Origin of the sequence: Microbacterium sp. NPDC057741 (assembly GCF_042798735.1) — a bacterium.
Lineage (GTDB): Bacteria > Actinomycetota > Actinomycetes > Actinomycetales > Microbacteriaceae > Microbacterium.
Genome location: NZ_JBHVJW010000001.1, coordinates 1381346 through 1403397 on the forward strand (window position 1 = coordinate 1381346; position 22052 = coordinate 1403397).

The 22052-nt window shown below is 69.3% G+C and carries 21 protein-coding genes; 9 read left to right on the plus strand and 12 right to left on the minus strand.

Annotated elements, in window-relative coordinates; translation table 11 throughout:
- The first annotated feature begins 3 nt into the window (after positions 1-3).
- The 3 genes from ACFVDO_RS06685 to ACFVDO_RS06695 are packed head-to-tail and all read left to right on the plus strand — an operon-like array spanning position 4 to position 1653.
- On the plus strand, positions 4-1026 hold the full coding sequence (locus ACFVDO_RS06685) for a hypothetical protein (RefSeq protein ID WP_378859720.1): 1023 nt from the start codon (positions 4-6) through the stop codon (positions 1024-1026).
- Complete coding sequence (locus tag ACFVDO_RS06690) at positions 1023-1415, plus strand: GntR family transcriptional regulator (RefSeq protein WP_378859719.1); 393 nt, start codon at positions 1023-1025, stop codon at positions 1413-1415. Before ACFVDO_RS06685 ends, ACFVDO_RS06690 begins: the two co-directional genes overlap by 4 nt.
- A 31-nt stretch (positions 1416-1446) precedes the next feature.
- Positions 1447-1653 (plus strand): AsnC family protein, encoded by a 207-nt coding sequence (locus ACFVDO_RS06695; RefSeq protein ID WP_378859718.1) that lies wholly within the window; start codon positions 1447-1449, stop codon positions 1651-1653.
- 5 nt (positions 1654-1658) lie between these two features.
- Here the strand turns inward: ACFVDO_RS06695 and ACFVDO_RS06700 are convergent, their stop codons facing one another.
- Genes ACFVDO_RS06700 through ACFVDO_RS06710 form a run of 3 tightly spaced genes read right to left on the minus strand, consistent with a single transcriptional unit; the run spans position 1659 to position 4329 of the window.
- Positions 1659-2486 (minus strand): ABC transporter permease, encoded by an 828-nt coding sequence (locus tag ACFVDO_RS06700; protein WP_378859717.1) that lies wholly within the window; start codon positions 2484-2486, stop codon positions 1659-1661.
- Positions 2483-3391 (minus strand): ABC transporter permease, encoded by a 909-nt coding sequence (locus ACFVDO_RS06705; protein WP_378859716.1) that lies wholly within the window; start codon positions 3389-3391, stop codon positions 2483-2485. Before ACFVDO_RS06705 ends, ACFVDO_RS06700 begins: the two co-directional genes overlap by 4 nt.
- Entirely contained in the window at positions 3388-4329 is a 942-nt protein-coding gene (locus ACFVDO_RS06710) for an ABC transporter ATP-binding protein (RefSeq protein WP_378859715.1), read from the minus strand. The genes ACFVDO_RS06705 and ACFVDO_RS06710 overlap by 4 nt, the downstream gene beginning before the upstream one ends.
- Before the next feature lie 112 nt (positions 4330-4441).
- Here ACFVDO_RS06710 and ACFVDO_RS06715 point away from each other — a divergent pair, with 112 nt between their 5' ends.
- Positions 4442-6331, plus strand: coding sequence for an ABC transporter ATP-binding protein (locus tag ACFVDO_RS06715; protein WP_378859714.1), 1890 nt, complete (start codon positions 4442-4444; stop codon positions 6329-6331).
- 87 nt (positions 6332-6418) lie between these two features.
- Here the strand turns inward: ACFVDO_RS06715 and ACFVDO_RS06720 are convergent, their stop codons facing one another.
- The 6 genes from ACFVDO_RS06720 to ACFVDO_RS06745 all read right to left on the minus strand — a co-directional run bounded on the left by ACFVDO_RS06720 (position 6419) and on the right by ACFVDO_RS06745 (position 11683).
- The gene (locus ACFVDO_RS06720; RefSeq protein ID WP_378859713.1) at positions 6419-6862 is read right to left on the minus strand and encodes a nucleoside deaminase; all 444 of its coding nucleotides are present in this window, start codon (positions 6860-6862) and stop codon (positions 6419-6421) included.
- 31 nt (positions 6863-6893) lie between these two features.
- Positions 6894-7403, minus strand: a complete 510-nt coding sequence (gene uraD, locus ACFVDO_RS06725; RefSeq protein ID WP_378859712.1) for a 2-oxo-4-hydroxy-4-carboxy-5-ureidoimidazoline decarboxylase — start codon at positions 7401-7403, stop codon at positions 6894-6896.
- Entirely contained in the window at positions 7400-8794 is a 1395-nt protein-coding gene (locus ACFVDO_RS06730) for an MFS transporter (protein ID WP_378859711.1), read from the minus strand. The genes uraD and ACFVDO_RS06730 overlap by 4 nt, the downstream gene beginning before the upstream one ends.
- Before the next feature lie 132 nt (positions 8795-8926).
- Positions 8927-9286 carry a DUF202 domain-containing protein gene (locus ACFVDO_RS06735; protein WP_378859710.1) on the minus strand — a complete coding sequence of 120 codons (360 nt, stop codon included), beginning with the start codon at positions 9284-9286 and terminating at the stop codon, positions 8927-8929.
- The gene (locus tag ACFVDO_RS06740) at positions 9283-9642 is read right to left on the minus strand and encodes a YidH family protein (protein WP_378859709.1); all 360 of its coding nucleotides are present in this window, start codon (positions 9640-9642) and stop codon (positions 9283-9285) included. The genes ACFVDO_RS06735 and ACFVDO_RS06740 overlap by 4 nt, the downstream gene beginning before the upstream one ends.
- 169 nt (positions 9643-9811) lie before the next feature.
- On the minus strand, positions 9812-11683 hold the full coding sequence (locus ACFVDO_RS06745; protein WP_378859708.1) for a phosphoenolpyruvate carboxykinase (GTP): 1872 nt from the start codon (positions 11681-11683) through the stop codon (positions 9812-9814).
- Between the two features lie 109 nt (positions 11684-11792).
- Between ACFVDO_RS06745 and ACFVDO_RS06750 the strand changes: the two genes are divergently transcribed.
- Positions 11793-13235, plus strand: a complete 1443-nt coding sequence (locus tag ACFVDO_RS06750) for a helix-turn-helix domain-containing protein (protein ID WP_378859707.1) — start codon at positions 11793-11795, stop codon at positions 13233-13235.
- A gap of 167 nt (positions 13236-13402) precedes the next feature.
- On the opposite strand, the gene ACFVDO_RS06755 is transcribed toward ACFVDO_RS06750, so the two are convergent.
- Both ACFVDO_RS06755 and ACFVDO_RS06760 read right to left on the minus strand, forming a co-directional pair.
- The gene (locus tag ACFVDO_RS06755) at positions 13403-14470 is read right to left on the minus strand and encodes a winged helix DNA-binding domain-containing protein (protein ID WP_378859706.1); all 1068 of its coding nucleotides are present in this window, start codon (positions 14468-14470) and stop codon (positions 13403-13405) included.
- A 162-nt stretch (positions 14471-14632) separates the two neighbouring features.
- Positions 14633-16081 (minus strand): glyceraldehyde-3-phosphate dehydrogenase, encoded by a 1449-nt coding sequence (locus tag ACFVDO_RS06760; protein WP_378859705.1) that lies wholly within the window; start codon positions 16079-16081, stop codon positions 14633-14635.
- 185 nt (positions 16082-16266) lie between these two features.
- On the opposite strand from ACFVDO_RS06760, the gene ACFVDO_RS06765 reads away from it, so the two are divergent.
- From ACFVDO_RS06765 to ACFVDO_RS06780, 4 genes are all read left to right on the plus strand, one after another.
- The gene (locus ACFVDO_RS06765; RefSeq protein WP_378859704.1) at positions 16267-16923 is read left to right on the plus strand and encodes an HAD-IA family hydrolase; all 657 of its coding nucleotides are present in this window, start codon (positions 16267-16269) and stop codon (positions 16921-16923) included.
- A gap of 285 nt (positions 16924-17208) precedes the next feature.
- A complete protein-coding gene (locus ACFVDO_RS06770; protein ID WP_378859703.1) occupies positions 17209-18717 on the plus strand; it encodes a class I adenylate-forming enzyme family protein in 1509 nt (502 codons plus the stop codon).
- Positions 18714-19961 (plus strand): beta-ketoacyl-[acyl-carrier-protein] synthase family protein, encoded by a 1248-nt coding sequence (locus ACFVDO_RS06775; RefSeq protein WP_378859702.1) that lies wholly within the window; start codon positions 18714-18716, stop codon positions 19959-19961. Before ACFVDO_RS06770 ends, ACFVDO_RS06775 begins: the two co-directional genes overlap by 4 nt.
- Positions 19958-21127: an acyl-CoA dehydrogenase family protein gene (locus tag ACFVDO_RS06780; RefSeq protein ID WP_378859701.1), complete on the plus strand. Its 1170-nt coding sequence runs from the start codon at positions 19958-19960 to the stop codon at positions 21125-21127. The genes ACFVDO_RS06775 and ACFVDO_RS06780 overlap by 4 nt, the downstream gene beginning before the upstream one ends.
- A 478-nt stretch (positions 21128-21605) precedes the next feature.
- Here the strand turns inward: ACFVDO_RS06780 and ACFVDO_RS06785 are convergent, their stop codons facing one another.
- Positions 21606-22040 (minus strand): Lrp/AsnC family transcriptional regulator, encoded by a 435-nt coding sequence (locus ACFVDO_RS06785; RefSeq protein WP_378859110.1) that lies wholly within the window; start codon positions 22038-22040, stop codon positions 21606-21608.
- Positions 22041-22052: the final 12 nt, after the last annotated feature.

Genomic DNA, 22052 nt, shown 5'->3' on the forward strand with positions numbered 1-22052 from the left:
ATCATGCCGAGCAGCGCAGCCGCGTTCGACCCAGTCACGTTCCTCTCCGGAATCCTCTTCTTCCCACCTATCGCGCTCCTCGCCGCGATCGTCATCGCCGGAGGCATCCTGCTGTTCCGCCCGAGGCCGCGGACGGACGACAACAGCAGTCCCGCGGCTCCGCGGAAGTACACCGCCGAACGTCGCGCCATCTCGGTCGTCGCGCTCGCGATCGTCGCCCTGTTCATCGCCGAGTTCATCGAGCGGGGATACATCATCACCGATTCGGAGTTCATCCACTGGTGGCGATTCGCCACTCCCCTGGCGGCCGCTGCCGTCGGAATCAGCGTCGTCCTGGCGATGATCCTGACCAGGGGCAGCCAGCGCCCGGAGCAGCCGATTGCAACGCCCGGACGCCGGACGTGGACCAGCTTCAGCACCCCAGCCGCCATCGTCGCGGCGTCCGTCGTCTCGCTCGCGCTCATCGTGACCACCCTGACCGCGGGCTTCGCCTCTTCCCCGAACAGCCAAGGCCTGTACGTCTGGCTTGAGATCCCCATCGCCAACGAGCCGTCGATCCGCCCGATCCTCGCGCTGTTCTACGGCTGGAGCTACGGCGTCCCCGTCCTCATCTGCACGGCAGCCCTCGGCGCCCTCGCCTGGGCCGCGTTGGACCGCAACGCGGCGCGCCCATTCTCGCGCCCCGAGACGATCGCCGCCGAACGGGCCGCGCGCCGAACGATCGCCGCCGGCGTGACGCAGGTCGCGACAGCGGCCATGCTTCTCACACTGTCGGGAGCGTGGTGGCTCATCGCGCGCGCGGGATCCGGCACCTCATTGACCATCCTCGGAGACCGCGTTGACGGGCACTACGACGCCACCTGGCGCTACGCCGAGCTCGCCGTCGCGGCGGGCTGGCTCGCGCCGATCCTCGAGACCGCAGGGCTCGTCGTTGTGCTGGTCGTCGCGGGCGAAGGTTTCCGGCGCGCCCGCCCCGACGCACTGGCGGAGGCTGACGCGCCGATCGCGACGGCGGCACTCCGATGACCGCCAGCCCCCTCATCGCCGCCTACGAGGACGGCGGCTCCGCCGTCGACATCTACCGCCAGCTGCGTGCACTCATTGTCACGGGTCAACTGGGCGCGGATGAGCGGCTTCCGACTGTCCGCCAGACCGCCGCCGACCTCGGCGTCGCCCAGGGCACGGCCGCCAAGGCTTATCGGATGCTGGAGCAGGACGGACTGGTCGTGACGCGAACCGCGGCCGGCACCAGGGTGTCGAAGTCGGCAGGCCTGCTGCCGACGTCGGTGATCCGCCGCATCCGTGATCTCGCTGACGAGACAGCGGCGACCGGCACCGATCTCGAGGACGTGATCAACGTGCTGCGCACTGCCGGACAGGGACACCCCTCCACGAGCAGCGTCAATCCAGGTTGACAAACTCGAATCGTCAACCTAGATTGACACCATGACCACGCGTACTGCGATCTCCACCGAGCCCGAGGGCGAGCCGCTCGCCGAATTGCACCGGCTCACCGGCATCCGTCGCGAACTCGCGCGCGCGGAAGAGACGCAGGTGCGCCGCGCGCGCCTGACGGGATACTCCTGGCAGGCGATCGCGAGCGCCCTCGGCATCTCGAAGCAGGCCGCGCACAAGCGGTACGGACATCAGTAGCCGGCTCAGCCGAGGAACAGCGCTCTCAGTCGCTTGGTCGTGAAGACCAGCCCGATCGCGATCATGACCACGTAGTAGAGCACGTGCCACAGCATCCCCGGATACAGCGCCCCGGTGGTCAGCCCGCGGATCAGTTCGACGCCGTGCCAGAGCGGCAGCGCCTGAACGACCCGTTGCACCCACTCGGGGTAGACCGTGATCGGGTAGAACGTCGCCGAGAACAGGAACATCGGCATCAGCACGAACTGGATCCAGTCCATGTGCTGGAACGCCTTCATGTAGCTGGTCACGGCCATGCCGAAGCTCGCGAAGCCGAACGCGATCAGCGCCACCGCCGGCAGCGCAAGGATCGCCGTCCACGACAGGTTGAGGCCCCAGATCTGCATGATGATCATGAAGCCGCTCGCGTAGACCAGGCCGCGCAGCAGCGCGTAGATGATCTCGCCGAGCGCCACGTCGAGCGGGCCGAGCGAGGTCGCCAGCATCCCCTCGTAGAGCTTGCCGTAGTTCAGCTTGAAGAAGACGTTCCAGGTGGAGTCGTAGATCGCACCGTTCATCGCCGATACCGCCAACAGCGCGGGTGCGATGAAGGCCGCGTAGGGCACGGATGCCCCGGATTCGGTCTGCACGTCGCCGATCAGCGCACCGAGGCCGATGCCCATCGATGCGAGATACAGCACAGGCTCGAAGAAGCCGGACAGGATCACCACGAAGCTCGACGATCGCGCGGCGATCAGCCCACGCAGCACCACCGACCAGGGGTTGCCCGCCCAGAGCGCCCGCACTCCCCCGGCTCGCACGCGCGGGGCATCCGTCGCCTCCGTCGTCGTCATGCGGCCAGCCTCCTGGCGAAGATGCGCCGGGCGGCGAGGTAGCCGCCCACGGCGAAGGCGAGCAGCACGACCAGGTGCACGGCGACCATCAGACCGCTCGTCTCGCGGGGATATGACAGGTCACGCCCGAGCTCGGTCGCATGCCAGAGCGGCGAGATCCAGCCGATCCACTGCAGCCACACCGGCAGCGTGTCCAGCGGATAGAACGTGCCCGAGAACAGGAACATCGGCATGAACACGAAGCGCTGCACCAGTGCGAACTGCCCGGTGTCCTCCTCGAGGGATGCCGCATAGGCGAGCATCGGGATGCCGAAGGCGAGCGCGGCAAGAATGCCCGCCAGGATCATGATCCATCCGGTCGCCGGCGTCTCGACTGCCGGGAACAGCAGCAGGAAGACGTAGTACAGCCCGGCCGTCAGTACCACGCGGGCCGTCACGCCGAGGACCTCGCCGTTCACGATCTGCCCCGAGGAGAGCGGCGAGGCGCTGAACCCGTAGAAGAAGCGGCGCCATTTGAAGCCGGCCATCACCGGGTAACTGAACTCCTCGGATGCCACGGTGATGGCAGCGCTCATCAGCAGCGCGGGCGCCACGAAGACGACGTACCCGACCTGCTGCCCGCCGTCCTGGATGGGCGCCTGGATCAGTGCGGCCAGGCCGAGTGCGAGGCCGACCAGGTACAGCACCGGCTGCCCGACGGCGCCGACCACCAGGGTCCAGCCGTAGGCGCGCATCGCACGGATGATGTGCTCGGCCACGTACAGCGAGCCGTGCCGTCGCGGCAGCCGCGCCGCCGCGATCGCCTCGGTCCGCAGCTCGTCGATCGTGGGTCCTTCGTCTCCCGCGGATCCTGAGCGAGCGGAGCGAGACGAAGGGCGCTCAGGAACCGGATGAGACGTGCTCATTCGATCAGCGACCTTCCGGTCAGCCGCAGGAACACGTCCTCCAGGCTCGATCGGCGCACCAGCGAGGTGATCGGATGCAGGTCGCGGGCGCTGACCTGCTCGAGCGCGGCCTCGCCGTCCTGCGCGTAGACCAGCACGCGGTCCGGCAGCTCCTCGACGCGGTCGCCGATGCCCTGCATCCGCTTCGCCGCCTCCTTGTTGTGCGCCGAGCCGAAACGCACCTCGAGAACCTCCCTGCTGGAGTGCTCGCGGATCAGCGAGGCCGGCGTGCCCTCGGCCATGATGCGGCCCTTGTCGACGACGACGAGCCGGTCGCAGAGCTGCTCGGCCTCATCCATGTAGTGCGTGGTGAGCACCAGCGTGGTGCCCTGCTCCTTGAGCCGGAACAGCCGGTCCCACAGCACGTGCCGCGCCTGCGGGTCGAGGCCGGTCGTCGGCTCGTCCAGCAGCAGGATGCGAGGGTCGTTGATCAGCCCCCGGGCGATCGTGAGTCGGCGCTTCATGCCGCCGGAGAGCTGTTCGACCTTCGACGACGCCTTGTCCTCGAGCTGCGCGAACTCCAGCAGCTCGGCCGCCTTCTCCCTGCAGACCTTCGCGGGCAGCCCGAAGTAGCGGCCGTAGATGTACAGGTTCTCGCGCACGTTCAGCTCGCCGTCGAGGGTGTCCTGCTGCGGCACGACGCCGAGCCGGGAGCGGATCTCGGGCCCGTACCGGTCGGGGTCGAGCCCGAGGATGCTGAGCTCGCCGCCCGTGCGGGCCGACACCGCTCCGACCATCTTCATGGTCGTCGACTTGCCTGCACCGTTCGGTCCGAGCAGTCCGAACGACTCCCCTGGCGCGACCTCGAAGCTCAGGCCGTCGACGGCGAGGAAATCGGGCTTCCCCTTGGAGCGGTACGCCTTGACGAGACCCTCGGCGGCGATGACAGGTGCGGGCACCCGCATCACGGTAGTGGATTCGCTGACGAATGGGCACCCGCGTGAAACGAACAGGCGGCCCATAAGGAGTCCGGAGCACAATGGATCAGCCCCCATCGAAGAAGGTCTCTCCATGTCTCGCACGGCGACAGCACGCCGACGCGGGCGCGGCGCGCAGCAGGACGGTCCGCGCGCCTCGTTCCGCCAGCTCCTCCCTTTCCTGTTCGAACACAAGAAGGTGCTGGTGGTCGTCACGATCCTCAGCATCGTCGGCGCGGCGGCCTCGCTCGTGCAGCCGCTGCTGGTCGGCCAGGTCATCCAGCGCGTGCAGGAGAGCCTGCCGCTGGGCATGCTCATCTGGGCGCTGATCGCGTTCGTGATCCTGTCCTCGGTGATCTCCGGCTACCAGCACTACCTGCTGCAGCGCACCGGCACCGCCGTCGTGCTCTCCAGCAGGCGCCGCCTGATCGGCCGCATCCTGCATCTGCCCGTGAGCGAGTTCGACGCACGCCGCACCGGCGACCTCGTCTCGCGCGTGGGCACCGACACCACGCTGCTCTACGCCGTGCTCACCCAGGGACTCGCGGATGCCGTGGGCAGCGCCCTGCTGTTCGTCGGAGCACTCATCGCGATGCTGGTGATCGACCCGATCCTGCTGATGCTGATCGTGCTCGTGATCGGGGCATCCGTCATCGTGGTGGTGCTGCTCAGCGGCCGCATCCGCACCGCGTCGACCGCACAGCAGCAGAAGGTCGGCGAGCTGGCATCCGGCGTCGAGCGCGCGGTGTCGTCGATCCGCACTGTGCGCGCTTCCGGTGCGACCGAGCGCGAGACCGAGGCCGTGACGGGCCTCGCGACCGAGGCCTACGGCATCGGCGTGCGGATCGCGAAGATCTCGTCTCTCGTGGTGCCGATCGCCGGTATCGCCCTGCAGCTGTCGCTGCTGGTCGTGCTGGGAGTGGGCGGCTTCCGCGTGGCATCCGGCGCGATCACGATCGCGTCACTGGTGACGTTCATCATGTTCCTGTTCATGCTGATCATGCCGCTGGGACAGGCGTTCGGCGCGATCACGTCGGTGAACCAGGCGCTCGGCGCATTGGGCCGCATCCAGGAGATCCTCGATCTGCCGGCCGAGACCGACGCCGACGAACCGGATGCCGCGGCAACGGCTGCGCCGGTCGCCGGCTCCGCCGCGATCGAGTTCCGCGACGTGCGCTTCCAGTACCCCGAGAACGTGGTGGCGGCTCGCGAGGCGGCCGCGAAAGCCGCGAACGACCTGCTCGCCGACGCGCACCTGGCCGCTGAGACGGACACGTCGTCCGGCTCAGCGAGCGGAGCGGTGCGCGAGGTGCTGCGCGGTGTGTCCTTCGCCGTGCCGCGTGGCGCGCGCGTCGCGCTGGTCGGGCCCTCTGGCGCCGGCAAGAGCACGATCCTCTCGCTGATCGAGCGGTTCTACGACCCGACCGGCGGCTCGATCCGGCTCGCCGGGCACGATCTGCGCACCTACCCGCGCGACGAGCTGCGCGCGCAGTTCGGTTACGTCGAGCAGGATGCTCCGACGCTGGCCGGAACGCTCGCCGACAACCTGCGTCTGGCTGTGCCGGATGCCACGGACGCCGACTGCGAGCGCGTACTGCGGGCGGTGAACCTCGGCGACGTGCTGGAGCGCGGCCCGCTGGGCCTTGAGACCCCGGTCGGCGAGGACGGTGTGATGCTCTCCGGCGGCGAGCGCCAGCGACTCGCGATCGCGCGGGCACTGCTGACCGAGGCCCCGATCCTGCTCCTCGACGAGTCGACCTCGTCGCTGGACGGCGTCAACGAGCAGCGGATGCGCGAGGCGATCGACGCGGTCTCCGCAGACCGCACACTGGTCGTGATCGCGCACCGACTGTCCACCGTCGTCGACAGCGACCTCATCGTGGTGCTGCAGGACGGCACCGTGGTCGGCCAGGGCACGCATGACGAGCTGCTCGAGTCCACTCCCCTCTATCGGGACCTGGCGCGACACCAACTGCTGGTCTGAGCGACCCACGAGACTTCCGCTGCGGCGGCGGCATCACGAAGCGGGGGCTGCGCCTTCCGGCACCGCCCCCGCTCGCTCAGCTGTGGATCAGGCAGCCAGCCCCGTGTAGTACTCCGCGACCTCGTCGCCGAGTACGCCGCGGGTGATCGTGAACTCGTCACGAACACCCAGCAGGTCGAGCAGATTCTCGACCGAGTAGTCGCCGGATGCCTGGATGCCGGGCACCGACTGGATGGCGATCACGAGGTCGCGCACGCCCGAGTTGACGATCGCACCCAGGCACATGGCACAGGGCTCGAAGGTCGTGATGAGCGTGGCATCCGACAGGCCGAGGCCCCACTGCTTCCCCGCCTCGCGGACCGCGACCAGCTCGGCGTGCGCCGACACGTCGTGGGTGGTCTCCACCTGATTGCGCACGACCAGCGTGCCCGCAGGTCCGGTGATGACCGAGCCGTAGGGGTGATCCCCTGCTGCCTCGGCGATACGCGCCTGCGCGAGTGCCTGGCGGACGTGGTCCTCGTGGTTCGTCATGTGTGTCTCCTCGGTGTCGTGTCGATGTCGGTCAGACCGTGAGCGCCCGGTCGAGGCGCCCGCGCGAGATCAGGGCGATCTGGCCCAGGGCTTCCTGCAGCTCGGCCTCGGTCGCGTTGTCCTTGCGGCGCTCGAACTCGGCGAGGATCGAGTCCTTGTCGTGCCCGCGCACCGCGAGCACGAACGGGAACCCGTGCTTGGCCTGGTAGTCGGTGTTCAGCCGGGTGATGCGGGCGAACTCCTCCGAGCTGAGGGAGTTCAGCCCGGCACTCGCCTGCTCGCCGACCGACTCGTCGGTCATCTCCCCGGCGACGGCCTCCTTGCCCGCGAGGGCGGGGTGGCCGTTCAGGAAGTCGAGGATCGTCTGCCGGTCCGCCGCCTCGACGACGGCGAACATCGCCCGGTGCAGCTCGCTGATGTCGGCGAAGGGGCGGGACTCCCAGGCGGCGGTGGCCACCCAGGGCGAGTGCTCGAAGATCGGTCCGAGGACCTCGACGAACGCGTCCCTGTCCAGCTCGTTGATCTCGTTCAGGGTGGTCACGCCTTGACCTCTCCGCCGTCCTTGATCGGAACCTGCGCGACCTCGGCCTCGGTCTCGACGATCGGGACGCTGATCGTGGTGGTCTTCGCAGACTCCTTGAACTTCGGCACCAGCGCGATGATCAGGATCGTGGCGAGCATCTCCACGCCGGCGACGATCAGCAGACCGGGAGCCAGGCTGCCGGTGCTGTCCTTCAGGCTGCCGAGCAGCGTCGGGGCGAAGAAGCCGGCGAGGTTCGCGATCGAGTTGATCAGCGCCACGCCACCGGCGGCGGCCGCTCCGATCAGGAAGCGGTTCGGCATCTGCCAGAAGACCGGGATCGCCGACATCGTGCCGACGAGAGCCAGAGCCAGGCAGGAGATCGCACCGATCGGGCTGGTGTTGATCAGCAGTGCGGCACCGGCGAGGCCGATGGCTCCGAGTGCCGCCGAGATCGATGTCTGGATGCGCGAGTCACCGGTGCGGTCCGAGATGAAGCCGGCCGAGATCATGCCGGCGGCGCCGAGCAGGTTGATGCCGGCCATGATCCAGCCGACGACCAGCGGGTCTCCGAAGCCGACCTCGGCGATCAGCGTCGGGCCGTAGAAGGTCAGCGAGGAGTTCGCCGCGATGATGCAGAAGAAGATGAGGATGAACAGCCAGATCGTCTTGCCCTTGAGCGCGCCCAGCATGCTGTGCTGCTTCTCCTCGGCGTGCACCTCGTTGTCGAGCTCGGCCTGCACGAACTCGCGCTCGGTCGGAGTCAGCCACTTGGCGTGCTTCGGACGGTCGGTCAGGTAGAAGAACGTGACGATACCCAGGATGATCGACGGGATGCCCTCGATGATGAAGACCCACTGCCACGAGGCCAGGCCGGCGACGCCGTCCATGGTGTTCATGATCCAGCCGGCGAGCGGGCCGCCGATGACACCGGCGAACGCGGAGGCCGACATGAACATGCCGAAGGCCTTGGCGCGACGGTTCGCGGGGAACCAGTAGGTCAGGTACAGGATGATGCCGGGGTAGAAGCCGGCCTCGAACACACCGAGCAGGAAACGCAGGGTGTAGAAGATCTCGGGCGTGGTCGCGAACATCATCAGGATGCTGACTGCTCCCCAGCCGAGGGTGATGCGCATGATCGTCTTCTTCGCGCCGATCTTCTGCAGCAGCAGGTTGCTGGGCACCTCGAAGAGGAAGTAGCCGATGAAGAAGATGCCGGCGCCGATGCCGTAGATCGTCTCGCTCCAGCCGAGGTCGTCCAGCATCCGCAGCTTCACGAAGCCGATGTTGACGCGGTCGATCCAGGCGACGACCCACAGCAGCATGAGGAACGGGACGAGCCGGAAGAACACCTTCCGGTAGACGCGCTCGGCGGATTCGGGGGCGGCGGCCCGACTCAGCGATGTTGACATTGGAAATCTCCCTTGATTTCGCTTCGTGGAAGTTATATTCCACAAACGATGGATGCGAAGGAGAGACTATGCGCCGAGTTCACCGAAAGTCAAGAATTTGGCGTACCAAACTTCAGATTGGTAGACCAAACGTTACCAAGGGCGCCACTGCACGAAGAGCACCACGAGTCCGGCGACTCCCGCCGCGCCGACGGCGGCGGTCACGAGCGCCGGCAGTCGCCCGCTCACGATGAGCGTCTCGTCGCGCACGAGTCCGCCGTGCGCCCGGCGATAGCGGATGCTGCACAGCACCCACGCCACAACCGAGAGGACGAGTCCGAGGAAGCCGATGAGCGTCGCCCACAGCCCCAGAGCGTCGGAGAGGTACTTGATCGCGGCACCGTTGCCGACCGCCAGTGCGAGGCAGGTGCGCCGCCACGCGAGCAGCGTGCGCTCGGTCTGCAGCCCGACATCGAACGGACGATCTGCTGCTTGCTCCGCGGCATCCGTCACAGGAACAGCCCCGCGCCGAGCAGCAGGATGGCGATGATCACCCCGGCCGCGATGACGACGCCGGTCGTGGGCCCCGCCAGCGCGAGGTGCTGCCGCATCGCGCGCTCGCTGCGCGCCCACGAAAGCCAGGCGTGCACAGTCGCGATGACGCCCAGCAGCACGAACAGCACCGCAGCCAGGAAGCGCGGCACAGGATGGATGTCGAGCTGCAGCGCCTCGATCGCGATCCCCACGGCGACCAGCGCCAGTGCAGTGCGGATCCAGGCCAGGAAGGTGCGCTCGTTCGCGAGCGAGAAGCGCGGGTCGGGCTCCTCGCCCACGCCGTACACGCTCCGCGGGAACCGTCGATCACTCATGCGCTCAGCTTAGAACCCGGGCCGGATGCGGGATGCCGGCGCACCGGCATCCCTCATCCGTGGCTCTTCTCGGCCCCTGAGCGCCCTTCGTCACTTCGTCTCGCTCCGCTCGCTCAGTACGGCGCTCGTCGCTGCGCTCCTCGCTCAGGATCCGCGGCGAGACGAAGGGTCAGCTCGCGGAGGAGAGCCGGTAGCGAAGCGCGGAGAGCTCGCTGCGCAGAGCCGCGGGCAGCCTGTCGCCGAAGATCGCGTAGAACTCCTCCGTCTTGTCGGCCTCCTCCAGCCACGCGGCGGTGTCCACCGCGAACAGCTCGTCGAGGTCGGCCTGCGGAATGTCGAGTCCGTCCAGATTGAGGTCCGCGACGATCGGGAGCCTGCCGATCGGGCTGTCGACGGCGGCGACCTTGCCCTCGATGCGACGGATGATCCAATCGATGACGCGCGAGTTGTCACCGAAGCCCGGCCACAGGAAGCGGCCGTCCTCGCCACGGCGGAACCAGTTGACCTGGAAGATGCGCGGAGCTCGATCGAACCGCAGCGTGCGCCCCACCTTCAGCCAGTGGCCGAAGTAGTCGCCCATGTTGTAGCCGCAGAACGGCAGCATGGCGAACGGATCGCGTCGCAGCTCGCCGACGGTGCCCTCGGCCGCCGCGGTGCGTTCGGACGAGATCGTGGAGCCGAGGAAGACACCGTGCGTCCAGTCCGTCGCCTCGACGACCAGCGGCACGTTGCTGGCGCGGCGTCCGCCGAACAGGATGACGTCGAGCGGCACGCCCTCAGGGTCCTCCCAGTCGTCGGAGATCTGCGGGCACTGCGCGGCCGAGACCGTGAAGCGCGAGTTGGGGTGCGCGGCGGGGCGACCGGAGTCCGGCGTCCAGGGGTTGCCCTCCCAGTCGATCAGCTCGGCGGGCGGGGTGTCGGTGAGGCCCTCCCACCACACGTCGCCGTCGGAACGCAGAGCGACGTTCGTGAAGATCGTGTTGCCCCAGAGCGTCTCCACCGCGGTGACGTTGGTCGACTCACCGGTGCCGGGCGCGACGCCGAAGAAGCCCGCCTCGGGGTTCATCGCGTGCATGCGCCCGTCCTCGCCTGGACGGATCCAGACGATGTCGTCGCCGAGGGTCTCCACCTTCCATCCGGGGATGGTCGGACGCAGCATGGCGAGGTTGGTCTTGCCGCAGGCCGAGGGGAACGCGGCGGCCACGTGGTAGGCGCGACCCTCGGGCGAGATGACCTTGATGAGCAGCATGTGCTCGGCCAACCAGCCCTCGTCGCGGGCGATGACCGACGCGATGCGCAGCGCGAAGCACTTCTTGGCGAGGATCGCGTTGCCGCCGTAGCCCGAACCGTAGGAGTACACCTCGAGGGTGTCGGGGAAGTGCACGATGTACTTCTCGTCGTTGCACGGCCAGGCGACATCCTGCTGCCCGGGCTCGAGCGGCGCGCCCACCGAGTGCACGGTGCGCACCCACGGTGCGCCCTCCGCGATCTGGCGGGTGACCGCGTCGCCGACGCGGGTCATGATGCCGATGGATGCCACGGCGTAGGCGCTGTCAGTGACCTGGACGCCGATGTGCGAGAGCTTGCCGCCGACGGGGCCCATCGAGAACGGGACGACGTACATGGTGCGTCCGCGCATCGACCCCTCGAAGATGCGGTCCATGGTGGCGTGCATCTCCGCCGGGTCGGCCCAGTTGTTCGTGGGGCCGGCATCCTCCTGCTTCTCGGAGGCGATGAAGGTGCGCGCCTCGGTGCGCGCGACGTCGCTGGGGTGCGAGCGGGCCAGGTACGAGCCCGGCCGCCACTCGGGATTGAGCTTGATGATCTTGCCCTCGTCGACCAGCTCGCGCATGATCGCGTCGTTCTCGGCGGCCGAGCCGTCGATCCAGTGCACACGCGCGGGCTGCGTCAGCGCGGCGATGCCGTCGACCCATGCGCGCAGCTCCGCCATGGCAGGAGTGTCGTACCCAGGGGCCGAGCCGTAGCTCCGTGCGGGGGCGACGGCTGAGAGGTGAGGGGTGAACGTCTCGGCGATAGCCATGTCTGCTCCTTCGAAGCGGTGTGCTGTACATCCATCTTCTTCTCGAAACGCGGCGACTTTCCGAGGAATTGGCGAGAAAGAACCACAAATCTTTCGCTATGATCAAGACATGGCGAGCACCGGACTGGAACTGACCACCCTCGGGCACCGCATCCGTCACCATCGGGTGGCGCGCGGTCTCACCCTCGACGAACTGGGCGCCAAGGTCGGCATCGCCGGTTCGCAGCTGAGCCTGATCGAGAACGGCAAGCGCGAGCCCAAACTCTCGCTGCTGCAGGCGATCGCCGAGGCATGCGGCACCGAGGTCTCCGACCTCATCTCCGGCGAGCCGCCGAACCGCCGTGCGGCGCTGGAGATCGAGCTCGACCGTGCGCAGCGCTCGCCGGTATTCCGTCAGCTCGGCATCGCGCCGGTGCGCGTGACGAAGGGCATGAGCGACGAGACCATCGAGTCCGTGCTCGGTCTGCACCACGAACTGCAGCGCCGGGAGCGCGAGGCCATCGCCACCCCGGAGGAGGCCCGCCGCGCCAACACCGAGCTGCGTCTGCGCATGCGCGCGCAGAACAACTACCGCGGCGACATCGAGAAGCTCGCCGAGAAGCAGCTCAAGGCCGCAGGCCACACCTCGGGCGCCCTCACGCACCGCACGGTGAGCATCATGGCCGAGAAGCTCGGCTTCGAGCTGATCTACGCGAACGATCTGCCGCACTCGACACGGTCGTTGACCGATCTCGAGAACGGGCGCATCTACCTTCCGCCGGCATCCATCCCCGGTGGCCACGGCCTGCGGTCGATGGCTCTGCAGGCGATGGCGCACCGCCTGCTCGGGCACACCCCGCCCACCGACTACGCCGACTTCCTGCAGCAGCGGCTGGAGATCAACTACTTCGCCGCGTGCTGCCTGATCCCCGAGACCGCCGGTGTGGCGTTCCTGCAACAGGCGAAGAAGGATCGCAACCTCGCCGTCGAGGACTTCCGGGACGCGTTCGGCGTGACGCACGAGGCGGCGGCCCTGCGCATGACCAATCTGATGACCGAGCACCTCGGCATGCGCCTGCACATGCTGCGCGTCGACTCGTCGGGCGCGATCACCCGTGTCTACGAGAACGACGACCTGCCGCTGCCCATGGACGTCACCGGTTCCGTCGAGGGGCAGCCGGTGTGCCGTAAGTTCCAGGCGCGCGCGGCGTTCGGCCAGCAGAACCGCACCACCGAGCAGCACCAGTACACCGACACTCCCGCGGGCACGTTCTGGTGCGCGACGCAGACCGGATCGTCGAGCGAGGGCGAGTTCTCCGTGACGATCGGCGTGCCGTTCGACGATGCGCGCTGGTGGCGCGGACGCGAGACCTCGACGCGGGCGCAGTCGACCTGCCCTGACGAGGCGTGCTGCCGCCGCCCGGACGCCGATCAGGTCAGCCGCTGGAGCGGCCGCGCCTGGCCGAGCGCCCGCGTGCACACGCACATGTTCTCTCCTCTCCCCCGCGGAGCGTTCCCCGGCGTCGACGACACCGAGGTCTACGACTTCCTGGAGCGCCACGCCGCCGGCTGAGCCGGCTCTCGGACACCACGCAGGCCTCGCTCCCCGTCACCCAGAACAGGAGAGCACGCGAGAACAGGACGAATCAGCAGCATCCGTCCTGTTCTCGCCGAATCTCCTGTTCCGGACAAGCACCCACCCGACGCGCCGGCCCGGCCCGGCCCGCCGAGCATGCCGCGTCAGCCGGCGCGGAAGGCCGCGAAGCGGGCGAGGGCGGATGCCGCGGCATCCGCAACCTCGTCCGACGGCGGCGCGAAGAACTGCGGCTCGGGGGCCCGACCCCCTGCCCCGGCGTGAGACCAGGTGCCCGCGACACGGCCGCCGGCGATGATCGTGGGACGCACCATGCCGTTCTTGCCCGGCCCGACCGCCATGGCGTGCTCAGGGGAGCACACCGGCGTGCGATCGGCGTAGGAGATGTAGTACTCGTCGAACGCCGGCAGAGCGTGCACGGATGCCGCCCCGGCGGCCCGCCGCGGCGACTCGGCGGCGACGAACACTCCGTCCTCGACCTCCGTCACCCGATGCCGACCCCGCTCGACTGCCTCGCGGGCCTGTCCGAGCGTGAGCCCGGCCCACCAGGCGAGGTCCGCCGCGCCGGCGGGACCGTGACCGGCGACGTACCGCACGAACAGCTCGGCGAGCGGGTCGTCCGGCTGTGCGGCATCCGTGATCCACTCCTCTGCGAGCACGAACAGCTGGTCCTTGCCCGCGACCGGCCCCTGACAGAGCACGCCGTTGATCGTCAGCACGAAGAGCAGGTGGATGCCGCGCTGATCCTTCGGGTCGATGCCGACGGACGCGAAGGCCTCGAACGCCTGCGCACGGGTCATTCCTCCGTCCATCCGTTCGCGCAGCGCCCGCTCGGCTGTCGTGACGACGGTGTCGTCGATGCCGAGCTGACGGTGCCGGCTCGCGGCCTGCTGGTGCTGTCGCGGCGCCGTGACCGACAGCATCCAGCCGAGGTCCCGGGCAGGGACGATGTGCAGCGTGCCGCGCAACGGCCAGGCTCGTACGATCTCGCCGCGGGCGAGCGCGGCATCGACCTGCGACAGGGTCGCCGCTCCGCGGGTGCGCGCCCCCAGCGCCCAGCGACCGGCGACGAAGTCCTGGCTCTGCACCGCAAGCAGGTGCGAGGCGGCATCCGCCACGGTGCGCGCCGGGGCCGTGAGCCGATGCGAGCGCAGTCGTTCCGCGAGCAGGCGTTTCGTGTTCACCTGGCCCATCATGCCGGATGCCGCGGACACGACTCCGGTCTCATCGGATGCGGGTCCGTCGGCCGGAACACCCACAACGAGTGAGACCGGAGCAAAGGGAAGGCCGACCTCCAGATGCTCCGGTCCCAACGGATGCGGGTCCGCCGGCCGGAGCACCCACAACGAGTGAGACCGGAGCGCAAGGTGGACGGATCAGGCCGTCAGCGTGACCTCGCGGCGCGTCGGGATGACGACCGGGTGCGAGCCCGCCATCGTCTCGAGCACGCGGATGACCTGGCAGGAGTAGCCGTACTCGTTGTCGTACCAGACGTACAGCACGACGTCGTTTCCGGTGGCGATCGTCGCGAGGCCGTCGACGATGCCGGCGCGGTGCGAGCCGACGAAGTCGGTCGAGACGACTTCGGGGCTCTCCACGTAGTCGATCTGCTGACGCAGCTTGGAGTGCAGCGATGCGCGGCGCAGGTAGTCGTTCAGCTGCTCGCGGTCGGCCGGGTTCTCCAGAGTGAGGTGCAGCACGGCGAGCGAGACGTCGGGGGTGGGCACGCGGATGGCCGAGCCGGTGAGCTTGCCCGCCAGCTCGGGCAGCGCTCGCGCGACGGCCTTGGCGGCGCCGGTCTCGGTGATGACCATGTTCAGCACGGCGCTGCGGCCGCGACGGTCGCCCTTGTGGAAGTTGTCGGTGAGGTTCTGGTCGTTCGTGAACGAGTGCACGGTCTCGACGTGGCCGCGCACGATGCCGTACGCCTCGTCCATCGCCTTCAGCACCGGCGTGATCGCGTTGGTCGTGCAGGATGCCGCCGACAGGATGCGGTCGCCGTCCTCGATGGTGCTGTCGTTGATGCCGTGCACAATGTTCTTCAGCTCGCCCTTGCCGGGTGCGGTGAGCAGCACGCGGGCGACGCCCTTCGCCTGCAGGTGCTGCGAGAGGCCGTCCGCGTCGCGCCAGCGGCCGGTGTTGTCGACGACGATCGCGTCGTGGATGCCGTAGGCGGTGTAGTCGACGGATGTCGGGTCGTCGGAGTAGATCACCTGGATGCGGGTGCCGTTGGCGATGATCTGCGAGTTCGCCTCGTCGACCTCGACGGACCCCTCGAACCGGCCGTGCACGGAGTCGTGCAGCAGCAGCGACGCGCGCTTGACGATGTCGTTCTCGGCGCCGCGGCGCACGACGATGGCGCGCAGGCGAAGCCCGCTGCCGCCGCTGGTGTGCGCGATGAGGATGCGGGCGAGCAGGCGCCCGATGCGGCCGAAGCCGTACAGCACGACATCCGTCGGCTCGGCGGCCTCGGCGCCGAGTGCCGGCGCGAGCACCTCGCGGAGGTACTCGTCGAGGTCGCGGTCGCCTGCGGCGTGCCCCTCGACGAGGCGGGCGACGTCGATCGACGAGGCACCGGGATTCAGACGGCGAAGTCCTTCGAGCACGGCGAGGGTGTCCTCGACGCGCAGCTGCGCGTGGCCGAGCTGGGCGACCCGTTCGTGCACCTCGAGCAGTCCCTTGGTCGACAGGCCGAGCAGCCGGTGGCCGTGCAGCGACGTCACCACGTCCCGCTCACGCCGGAGCGATCCGATGAGCGGGATCATCCGCTCGGCCAGTTCCTCTCGCGAAGCCCATTCGTCGTGGCGGGCGGCGAAATCGTTCATCTGCGTCCTTGCATGCGTGCGCGCCGGAGGGTGGGACGGCGGCGGGGTGGATCGGGACGGATCCGTCCCGTGATTCCAGGGTACGCGGCGGTATACCGGAGACCCTGAGGATTCGGGTCTCAAGATCGGCGGATGCGCACGAGATGTTAAGAAACCCGATTCGGATGCCCCGTTAGGGTGTGTACATGACCCAGTCTTTCCGCATCCGTGCCGTGCTTCTCGACATGGACGGGACCCTGGTCGACTCGACGGCGGCCGTGGAGCGGACCTGGCTGGCCTGGGCGAAACCGCACGGTCTCGACCCCGCGCGCGTGCTCGAGGTCGTGCACGGCCGGCAGGGCTACGAGAGCATGGCGATCCTGCTGCCCGACCGCCCGCACGAGCAGAACATCGCCGAGAACGAGGTCATGCTCGCCACAGAGGCCGACGACGTGACCGGCGTCGTCGCGGTGCCGGGCGCCGAGAAGCTGCTGCACGACCTGCTGCCGCACCCGCACGCGATCGTGACCTCGGCCGATGTGCGACTGATGCAGGCGCGGATGAACGAGGCGCGGCTGCAGATCCCTGCCCTGCACATCACGGCCGAGGACGTCACAGCGTCCAAGCCGCATCCCGAGGGGTTCCTGCTCGGGGCGTCCAGACTCGGCGTCGATCCTGCCGACTGCCTGGTGTTCGAGGACTCCGAGGCCGGCATCGCCGCGGCGCGGGCGGCAGGCATGCGCGTGGTCGGCGTTGGCGCGGCATCCGCCGCGCACGCCCCTGACCTCGTGGTCGCCGATCTCACGGGCATCCGGATCGAGGCGGATGCCGAGGGGCTGACCCTCACGATCGAGACGCCGTAGGTCTTCCCGGGGCGTCACTCCCCAGGCCTTCGTCGCTGCGCGTGCTCGCGCTGTGACCCGCTCAACGAATCACAGCGCGAGCGCCCTCATTGCCCGGATGCGAGGAGGAGAACGCAGCTGCGGGCCCCGGCCGAGCTGCGAAGATCTCCTTGCACGCGCCACGCCGCTGTGACCGCGCCGGTCGGCACGAGAACTTCGTTGCGTCGCGGGCAGGGTCACGGGCGAGCGACCGGAGCCGCCTCGGGCACCGGGCCATAGACTGGTGCGGATTGCGGGGAGGACATCGTGCCGATCACACGCACCGTGCTCGCCGTGGCGGAGGAGCATCCGGACCGGATCGCGATCGCCGGTCCTGACGCGTCACTGAGCTACGCCGGGCTGGTCGAGGACTCGCGGCACACCTTCGCAGTCGTCGACGCGCTGCACCGCGAACATCCCGTCGCGCCTGCGCCCGAGACCGGCGGCATGCCGATCACGGCGGTGAGCATCGACTCGGCGTTCCACGCCGCGCGCATCGTCGCGGGGCTCGCCGGATACCGGGCGGTGTCGGCGACCATCGATCCGCTCTGGCCGCTCGCGCACCGGGTGCGCGTGATCGTGCGCTCCGGGATCGGGGTCGTGATCAGCGATTCCGCCGATCTGGCCGAGGCCCTCACGACGGAGGGGTGGCAGGGAACGGTGATCGGCCTCGAGGAGTTCCTCGCGCTCGAGGCGGCGGCCGCGCCCGCTGAACCGCCGACCGTGCGGGATGGCGACGAAGCGTTCCTGCTGCTGTTCTCGTCCGGAACGACGAGCGACCCGAAGGCGTTCCTGAAGACCCGGGCCCAGTACCGTGCGAACTTCGCGATCTCGAGCGCGCATCTCGAGCCGTTCCCCGGTGTCGCGACGCTCGCGCCCGGCCCGCTCTCGTACAGCCTCACCCTGTACGCGCTGATCGAATGCCTGGCATCCGGCGGTGGCGCGCACCTCGCCGACTCGTTCGACCCTGCGGCGATCGCCCGGCGCGTGCGCGCCGAGCGCATCACGCGGGTGGTCGCGGTTCCCGCGATCGTGCAGGCCCTGACGGATGCTGCGCGGCGCGACTCCTCCGCCTTCGCCAGGCTGGAACTCGTGGTCACCGGCGGCGCGAATCTGCCGGTCTCGATCCGCACGGGTCTCGCAGATGTGCTGCCCGGAGTGCGGCTGATCAGCTACTACGGTGCCGCGGAGATCGGGTTCATCGGTGACAGCCGTGGAGGCGACGGCACGCTCATCGACGTCTATGCCGGCGTCGACGTCTCCGTGCGGGACGAGGCCGGAGCGCAGGTTCCGGACGGCGAGGTCGGCGAGCTGTGGGTGCTCGCGGAGGCCTGCTCCGACGGGTACCTCGCGGGGACGGCTTCGGATGTCCTGCGCGGCCCGGATGGCTGGGCCACAGTGCACGACCAGGCCCGCGTGGTGGATGGCCGACTCGCACTGCTCGGCCGGGCCGGCGACATCGCCGTCACCGGCGGACACAAGGTCTCGCTCCCCGAGGTTGAGCGTGCCTTCGACGGGATGCCGGGGCTCGGTGCCGTCTGCGCGGTGGCGCTTCCGCATCCGCGACTCGGGGCCGTCGTTGCGCTCGTGGTCGAGGGGGTCGATGCGGACAAGGACGCTCTGCGCGCCTGGAGCCGCGAACGACTCGCACCGCAGTTCGTGCCGCGACGCTGGTACCTTGTCGCGGCGCTCCCCCGCACTGCCGGCGGCAAGATCCGCCGCGGCGAGACCACGGAGCTCGTCCTCGCGCCCGAATCGAGAGCGGTGCGGTTGTGAGCCGCCGCGTCGTCATCACCGGGCTCGGGGCGATCACCCCGAGCGGGCTCGACGTTCCCGCGCTCTGGGACGCCGCCGTCAACGGCCGCAGCGCGATCACCGCGCTGGGCGCCCCCGAGTTCGCTCACCTCCCGGTGCGCATCGGTGGGCAGGTGCGCGGCTTCGACGCGGCATCCGTCCTCGAACCGGCGCTCGCACGCCGGCTCAGCCCTGTGCAGCACTGGGCGATCGCCGCAGCCGACCAGGCGATGGCGCAGGCCGGCGCGGGCGCCCCGCCCTGGAACGCGACCCGCTTCGGCATCCTCGCCGCGACGGGATCCGGCCCGATCGACGCGATGCAGCAGGCCACGCGCGCGCTCGACGCGAAGGGGCCGCGCGGGGTTCCGCTCACTCTCGTCGTCTACGGCGCTCCGGATGCCGCGGCCGCGCTGCTCAGCCAGCGCTACGGCGCACAGGGCCCGGCTCACGGCGTCACTGCAACCTGCGCGAGCAGCGCGATAGGCCTCGGGGATGCGCTGCGCCGCATCCGCCATGGCTATGCCGATGCCGTGCTCGTCGTCGGCATGGAGGACTGCCTGAATCCGGTCAACCTCGCGTCGAACGCGAACCTGCGTGCACTCGCGAGCGGCTATGAGGACGACCCGGCGAGCGCGAGCCGACCCTTCGACCGCGGCCGCCGCGGTTTCGTGATGGCCCAGGGCGCCGCCGCGCTGCTTCTCGAGGCGGCCGACATCGCCGAGGCCCGCGGCGCGACACCGCTGGCCGAGGTCGCCGGGTTCGGCGAGTCCAGCGACGCGCACCATCCCACAGCCCCCGAACCGCACGGGCGAGGCGCGGCCCTCGCGATCACGACGGCCCTGACGGATGCCGGGATCTCGGCGACCGATGTCGACCACGTCAACGCTCACGGCACCGGAACGCCCGCCGGCGACGCCGCCGAGCTGTCCGCGCTGCGCGCCGCCCTCGGCGATCGACTCCCCGGCATCCCGATCACGGCGACGAAGTCGTCGACGGGGCATCTGCTCGGAGCATCCGGAGCGGTGGAGGCGGTGCTCGCTGTGCAGAGCCTGCTCACCGGCATCCTGCCTCCGACGATCAACCTCGACGCCCCGGAGTTCGGCGACGTCGACATCGTGACGGAGGCCCGACGGCTTCCGATCGACACGGTGCTGTCGAACTCGTTCGGGTTCGGCGGCCACAACGGCGCGCTCGTGCTGCGGCGCGCGGAAGGGATCACCCCATGACGGACAACTCCCCTGCTCGGCACGCCGCGCTGGCCGAGCAGTACTTTCCCGATGCGCTGTTGGAGCGCTTCCGCGAGCGCGCCGCGGTCTACGACCGCGAGAACCGGTTCTTCGACGAGGATCTCGCCGATCTGAAGGATGCCGGATACCTGCGACTGTTCGTGCCGGAGGACCTCGGCGGCGCCGGGCTGAACCTCAACGAGGTGTCGAAGCTGCAGCAACGTCTCGCGACCGCCGCTCCCGCGACCGCCCTCGCGATCAACATGCACCTGATGTGCACCGGTGTCGTGCACGCGATGCGCGAGCGCGGCGATCACTCCCTGGACTGGGTGCTCGAAGAGGCAGCCGCGGGCGAGATCTTCGCGTTCGGCATCAGCGAGCCCTCGAACGACTGGGTGCTGCAGGGATCGAAGTCCACCGCCGTGCCGCAGGACGACGGCGGCTACCTGATCTCGGGCGTGAAGATCTTCACCTCGCTCTCGCCGGTGTGGACGCGGCTGATCGTGCACGGCACGGATGCCTCGGACGAGACCCAGCTGATCTACGGATTCCTGGAGCGGGATGCCGCCGGCATCACGGTCTCGGACGACTGGGACGTCATGGGCATGCGCGCCTCGCAGAGCCGCGCCACGATCCTGAAGGACGTGCGGATGCGGCCCGAGCGGGTCGCCCGGCGGATCCCCGCCGGGCGAGTGCCGGACCTGCTGACCTTCGCGATCACGAGCAACTTCCAGCTGCTGATCGGCTCGGTCTACGCCGGCGTCGCGCAGCGCGCGCTGCAGCTGGCGGTCGCCGGGCTGAAGGCCAGGAAGTCGGCGAAGTCCGGCACCACCTATGCCGAGGTGCCCGAGACCCGCATCCGTCTGGCCGACGCGCACATGGAGTACATGGCCGTCCCCGCCCAGCTGGAGGCGTACTGCCGCGACTTCGACGACCTGGCCGATCACGGCGCGGGATGGCCGCTGAGGCTGGTGAGCGCCCGTCTGAACGCCTCCACTGCCGCCCGCCGCACTGCCGAAGTGGCCCTGATGTGCACCAGCGGCTCCGGCTTCGGCAACGCCCACGAGGCCAGCCGTCTGTTCCGCGACGCCACCGCTGGCCTGTTCCATCCGCCGAGCGTCGACGCCGCCCGCCCCATGTACGCCGCCGCCCTGCTCGACGACTAGGCTGCGCAGGCCCGCCACCCCGTCACGGATGCAGGCAGGGTCGAACGTCTGCAGGCGGACACGCCGCCCCAACCACGGGCATCCGTTCGACCTGCCTGCATCCGTCACTCGACCCGAGCCATCTCCGCACCGCAGACCGCTCGCCACAGCCGGCCCGGCGGGTGTGCCGGCATCCCTCGATGGGATGCCGGCACACTCCTGCCACACCACACGTGACCCGCTGCTCCCCACCTGCGCGGGGCGAGGTGTTCCCGGAGCGAGCATTGGGAGGGCCCGCCAGCCGGGGCGGGCTTGCCCGCCCCGGCTGGCGGGAGGGTCCCACTCTGCGAGCGCAGGGAACATCTCGCCCCGCGCCCACCCTGGGACTGGCGCCCTTCGTCTCGTCGCTGGCGCTCCTCGCTCAGGACCCGGGGAGATTCCCTCGCTCAGGACCCGGGGAGATTCCCTCGCTCAGGACCCGGGGCCCGGGGCCCGGGGACTACCCGCCCCAGTCCTCGAAGATCAGCGACGTCCGCGACGACCGCACCTGCGGGATCGCCTGGATCTCCTCGAGCACGATCCTGCGCAGGTCCCGGTTGTCGCGCGCGCGGACCAGGAGCAGCACGTCGAAGTCGCCGCCCATGAGGGCCATGTGCTCGACCTCGGCGATGCTGTGCAGTCTGTCGCGCACCTCCTGCCAGCTGGCCTGCTCGATCGCGACCATCACGTAGGCCGAGGCGTGGTGCCCGAGCAGCATCGGGTCGGTGCGCACCGTGTAGCCGGTGATCACGCCGGCATCCGTCATCCGCTTGATGCGCGCGTGCGCGCCGGCCCGGGAGATGTGCACGGCGTCGGCGATGCCCGTCATCGACGCTCGGGCGTCCTTCTTCAGCATCCGCAGGATCGCGAGGTCGGTCTCGTCGAGCTCCACCATGAGCGCCTCCGA

Bases quoted from the DNA above. Each gene is read 5' to 3' on its own strand.
- ACFVDO_RS06765 (WP_378859704.1), top strand. From the start codon at position 16,267: ATGACCCAGTCTTTCCGCATCCGTGCCGTGCTTCTCGACATGGACGGG.
- ACFVDO_RS06745 (WP_378859708.1), bottom strand. From the start codon at position 11,683: ATGGCTATCGCCGAGACGTTCACCCCTCACCTCTCAGCCGTCGCCCCC.
- ACFVDO_RS06700 (WP_378859717.1), bottom strand. From the start codon at position 2,486: ATGACGACGACGGAGGCGACGGATGCCCCGCGCGTGCGAGCCGGGGGA.
- ACFVDO_RS06720 (WP_378859713.1), bottom strand. From the start codon at position 6,862: ATGACGAACCACGAGGACCACGTCCGCCAGGCACTCGCGCAGGCGCGT.
- ACFVDO_RS06780 (WP_378859701.1), top strand. From the start codon at position 19,958: ATGACGGACAACTCCCCTGCTCGGCACGCCGCGCTGGCCGAGCAGTAC.
- ACFVDO_RS06690 (WP_378859719.1), top strand. From the start codon at position 1,023: ATGACCGCCAGCCCCCTCATCGCCGCCTACGAGGACGGCGGCTCCGCC.
- ACFVDO_RS06685 (WP_378859720.1), top strand. From the start codon at position 4: ATGCCGAGCAGCGCAGCCGCGTTCGACCCAGTCACGTTCCTCTCCGGA.
- ACFVDO_RS06785 (WP_378859110.1), bottom strand. From the start codon at position 22,040: ATGGTGGAGCTCGACGAGACCGACCTCGCGATCCTGCGGATGCTGAAG.
- ACFVDO_RS06715 (WP_378859714.1), top strand. From the start codon at position 4,442: ATGTCTCGCACGGCGACAGCACGCCGACGCGGGCGCGGCGCGCAGCAG.
- ACFVDO_RS06705 (WP_378859716.1), bottom strand. From the start codon at position 3,391: ATGAGCACGTCTCATCCGGTTCCTGAGCGCCCTTCGTCTCGCTCCGCT.
- ACFVDO_RS06730 (WP_378859711.1), bottom strand. From the start codon at position 8,794: ATGTCAACATCGCTGAGTCGGGCCGCCGCCCCCGAATCCGCCGAGCGC.
- ACFVDO_RS06750 (WP_378859707.1), top strand. From the start codon at position 11,793: ATGGCGAGCACCGGACTGGAACTGACCACCCTCGGGCACCGCATCCGT.
- ACFVDO_RS06740 (WP_378859709.1), bottom strand. From the start codon at position 9,642: ATGAGTGATCGACGGTTCCCGCGGAGCGTGTACGGCGTGGGCGAGGAG.
- ACFVDO_RS06695 (WP_378859718.1), top strand. From the start codon at position 1,447: ATGACCACGCGTACTGCGATCTCCACCGAGCCCGAGGGCGAGCCGCTC.
- ACFVDO_RS06760 (WP_378859705.1), bottom strand. From the start codon at position 16,081: ATGAACGATTTCGCCGCCCGCCACGACGAATGGGCTTCGCGAGAGGAA.